We start from the raw sequence: 4,334 nt of genomic DNA, 5'->3' as shown, positions 1-4,334 counted from the left end.
AAGCACATGAGGGTCACCCAAGGTGCGTTGTTCCGGCATTTTCCAAGCAAGGATGCGATCTGGGAGGCCGTCATCGGCAGGGTGACCGAACGTGTGATGAAACTGTTAGATAAGGCCGCTGCCTCGGCGAATAGCCCGCTGGCCGCGCTCGAGGCGATATTCCATGGCCATATCACGTTTATCGTCGAGCATCCTGGCGTGCCTCGGCTGATGATGGGGCAGCTGCAGCATGCCCGGCCGACGCCGGCGAGACGTATGGTTCGCTCGCTGCTGTTTCTCTACCGTGAGCGGATCGAGAGATTGTTGAACGAGGCGCAGGAGGCTGACGAACTGCGTCAAGAGCTGAATATCGAAATGGCCGCCACGCAGTTCATCGGCACCATCCAAGGCCTGGTCATGCAGTCGCTGATTTTCGACAATATGAACCATATGGTCGAGCAGGCCGAGGGGGCGTTCCACCTCTACTGTCATGGTATCCAGAAAGCACAAGGGGCGTACCGATGACAGGCCTGAATCAACGCTTGGGGCGTTTTTTGGCGGTAGTCATTGGCCTCGCCATCGGTGCGGCGCTTCTGGTCTTCTTCGTGGTTAATCGGCAGGTTCCCGAGCACAGTGACTCACCACCTGCCCCCAAGGTGGTGGCAGTGATCGAGGCGCAGCCACTGGCGTTTCGCCTTGAGGCACGTGGTCACGGCGTGGCGCGCCCTGCCGAAACCTGGCAATCCGTTGCCAACGTCTCGGGCCGGGTGGTGGAGCGCCACCCGCATCTGGAGAGCGGCACCCTGCTGCACGAAGGTACCTTGCTGCTGGCATTGGACCCTAGTCGCTACGAGCTGGCTATCGCCGAGGCCGAGGCGGAGTTGAATCAGCTCAAGGCAGAAGAGGCCAATACCCGGCGTTTGCTGGATTTGGAACGCCAGGCACTCGATTTTACCGAGCAGGAGCTTTCACGAATAGAGCGGCTGGCGGCCACAGGTGCTGTCTCCATTTCTCAGCGTGATGCTCAACGTCGCAGCGCTGTGGGGCAGCGCCAGGCGGTGGCCACTCTTGAGAATACCTTGGCCTTGCTACCAGCCCAGCGCGAGCGGGTATCGGTGCGGCTTGCCCAAGCTCGCCATGACTTGGAGGATACCCGCTTCGAGGCGCCCTATGACCTGCGTCTCGGTGAGGTGGACGTAGAGCTTCATCAGTTCGTGGGTGTGGGTCAGCGGTTGTTTGAGGCGGATAGCCTGGCGGCTGCCGAGGTGGAGRCACGGCTTCCCTTCAGCATGGTACGACGCCTCCTGGGCAGTGTGGCACTGGTCGAGCTCGATCCCGGCATCCTAGATCTGAGTGAGCGCATCGATCTTGACTCGATCGATGCAGAGCTGGAGCTGGTCGGAGCACCCGGGGTTAGCTGGGAAGGTCGGGTTGTGCGCGTGGCCAGCGGCCTCGACCCGGCCACCCGCGCCGTGCGAGTAGTCGTAAGGGTTGAGGAGCCTTGGCGCGATGCCCGGCCACCTAACCATCCGCCACTACAGCGCGACATGTACACACGAGTGCGCCTGTCGGCACGCAGTCCCGTAGCACAACTCGTGGTCCCCGCATCGGCCCTCCATCAAGGTGAGGTCTACCTTGCTGACGAGCACGCTCGCCTGGTCAGGCGCTCGGTGTCCGTCGCCTTCAAGCAGGGAGACCTGGCAGTGATCGAATCGGGCCTCGCCCCGGGCGAGCGGGTCATCGTCGACGACCTCCAACCAGCCATCGAGGGTATGGCGCTGGCGCCTCGCCGCGACGTGGCCCTAGAGGCACGTCTGACCGCCCAGGCTCTGGGTGAAGTAACGTCAGGAGAACGGCAATGATTCGCTGGTTTGCCGCTCATCCCACCGCCGCTAATCTGCTGCTAATGCTGCTGCTGGCTGCCGGGCTGTTCGCCGCACCCAACCTCAAGCGTGAGACCTTCCCAGATTATCGCCCAGTGGAAGTGTCTGTGGAGGTGGTCTATCGCGGGGCGAGCGCCGCCGACGTCGAGGACGCCGTGTGTCGGCGTCTGCACGATGCCGTTAAAGGTGTGGAATTTCTCGACGAGTTCAGCTGTGTGGCTCAGGACAACCTGGCCAGTGCCACGGCAACCATGTCAGCCGGGGGGGATGCCATTCGCTTCCTCAATGAGATCGACACCGAGGTGAGCGCCATCACCGAGCTGCCGGCCCGCGCCGACTCCCCTGTTGTGCGGGAGCTTCATCGCAGTGACATGGTGGCGGCTGTGGCGGTGTCTGGGGATATGCCGATGCACCAGCTCGAGGATTACGCTCTGCGCTTGGAAGAGCGCATTATGACGCTGCCTGGCGTGGCTGAAGTAGCGATCCACGGGAGGTCCCAGCGCCAGTGGCAGGTCGCAGTGCCACGCGAGGCACTGGGCCAGCACGGCCTCTCGGCGCGGGAGCTGGCACGTCGAGTGGCCAGTCAGAACCTTGACCTACCACTGGGCACCCTGGAAACCGCCGACCGCGATATCCTTATGCGCTTCACCGACCAGCGCCGCTCTCTGGCTGAGCTGGCCGATCTGGTAGTGGTCTCCGATGCCGGGGGCGGCGAGCTGACCCTGGGCGAGCTGGCCACCATCACCGAGACCGGTGAGCAGGCTGAAGAGCGAATCCGCTTCAACGGTGAGCCGGCGCTGGTGCTGGAGGTGAGCAAGGCGCTGCGAGACGACGCCCTGACGGTCAARGAGTCTTTGGACACGTTGCTTGAGGCGGAATGGCGGCGATTCGACGGGGATATCTCTCTGACGCTGACCCAAGATGCGACCAGTATCGTTCGCGACCGCCTGCAGATGCTGGTGGATAACGGCTTAATGGGGCTGGTGTTGGTGGTGCTGGTGATGAGCCTCTTCTTCCGTCCGCGCCTAGCTCTGTGGGCCGTTCTGGGCCTGCCTGCGGCCTTCATGGGGGCCTTCATCGTCATGGCCCTGACCGGGCTGTCAATGAATATGATCACCTTGGTGGCACTGCTGATGGCTATCGGCATCGTCATGGATGATGCCATCGTGATCACAGACAGCATTGCCGTCCACGCCCTGAAAGGGACCTCACCGGTGGAGGCGGTGGTAGCGGGTACCCGCCAGGTGTTACCCGGCGTACTTTCGTCGTTTCTTACCACGGTCGCGGTATTCGCCCCGCTCTCCTTCCTGGCCGGCGAGCTGGGCGCGGTGCTTGAAGTGCTGCCGGTGGTGCTGATCGCCGCTCTGGCAGCGAGCCTCATCGAAGCATTCTGGATCTTGCCCCATCATCTTAAGGGCAGCGTGGGGCGACTTGCCAGTGGGCACAACTCGCGCTTCCGTGTCGCATTCGAACGACATTTTGACAGGTTCCGCGAGTCGGTCGGTCGGCTGGCCGACCGGGCGATACGATTTCGCCATGCGGTGTTGGGAATCATTTTCGCCATTATGCTGGGCTCTTTCGGCTTTATGGCTGGAGGGCATGTGGGCAGTGAGGCGATGCCGGATATTGATGGCGATGTCCTGGAGGCCCGTATCCTGATGCCCCAGGGTACCCCCCTAGCACGTACCGAGGCGGTGGCCGAGCGAGTCGAGGCGGCAATCCGTGAGCTTGATTTACGCTACTATCTGGACCAGCCGGGGGGAGCATCCCTGGTCGAGGCGATTCAGGTGCGCTTTAACCACAACCCCAGCGCCAGGGAGGCAGGTCCTCATGTGGCCACCGTCATCGTCGACCTGCTGACTGCGGAGCGTCGCCGGGTGACCCTGGACGAGCTGACCGCCGCCTGGCGTGAGACCATCGGTGAGATCGAGGGGCTTCAGCGATTAATTATCCAGGAGCCCGGCTTCGGCCCCGCCGGGGTGCCCGTGGAAGTGCGCCTGGCCGGAGAGAACTTGGAGGCCATGAAGGCGGCGGCGCTAGAGTTGGGCGACCATCTAGAGAATTATGCAGCCGTCTATAATGTCTTCGACGACCTGCGCTTGGGCAAGCCTCAATTGACCTTCTCGATGGCCGAGGGCGCCCATGGCTTGGGCCTCTCCGCCGAGGAGGTGTCCGGGCAGTTGCGTGCGGCGCTGCTGGGGGAGGTTGCCGATACCCTGCGCATCGGCAATCAGGAAATCGAGGTGCTGATTCGCCTAGCCGAAGCGGACAGGACCTCTCTCGACAACTTGGTTGATTTGACCATTGCCCTGCCGGAAGGAGGCCGGGTGCCGCTGGAGGTGGTGGCCAACGCCGAGGAGCGGCGCGAGTGGGCGCGCATTACCCGCATCGACGGACGGCGTACCGTAACCGTGGAGGCCAACGTGGATGCGCGGCATGCCACCGGCCAGGCAATCGTCGATGATCTCGTCG

At 62.9% G+C, this 4,334-nt stretch carries 3 protein-coding genes; all 3 read left to right on the top strand.

Features of this window, described 5'->3' with window-relative positions; genetic code table 11:
- Positions 1 to 504: TetR/AcrR family transcriptional regulator C-terminal domain-containing protein (locus BZG79_RS12300; protein WP_108743292.1), on the top strand; the 504-nt coding region annotated here is incomplete at its 5' end.
- The gene (locus BZG79_RS12295) at positions 501 to 1,841 is read left to right on the top strand and encodes an efflux RND transporter periplasmic adaptor subunit (RefSeq protein ID WP_077774514.1); all 1,341 of its coding nucleotides are present in this window, start codon (positions 501 to 503) and stop codon (positions 1,839 to 1,841) included. The genes BZG79_RS12300 and BZG79_RS12295, both read left to right, overlap by 4 nt.
- A partial coding sequence (locus tag BZG79_RS12290) for an efflux RND transporter permease subunit (RefSeq protein ID WP_077774513.1) occupies positions 1,838 to 4,334 on the top strand: 2,497 nt, incomplete at its 3' end. The genes BZG79_RS12295 and BZG79_RS12290, both read left to right, overlap by 4 nt.

The sequence above is a fragment of the Salinivibrio sp. MA427 genome (assembly GCF_001996115.1).
Lineage (GTDB): Bacteria > Pseudomonadota > Gammaproteobacteria > Enterobacterales > Vibrionaceae > Salinivibrio > Salinivibrio costicola.
Note: the sequence above shows the minus strand (reverse complement) of the source record. Positions and strands in the feature narration are given on the sequence as shown.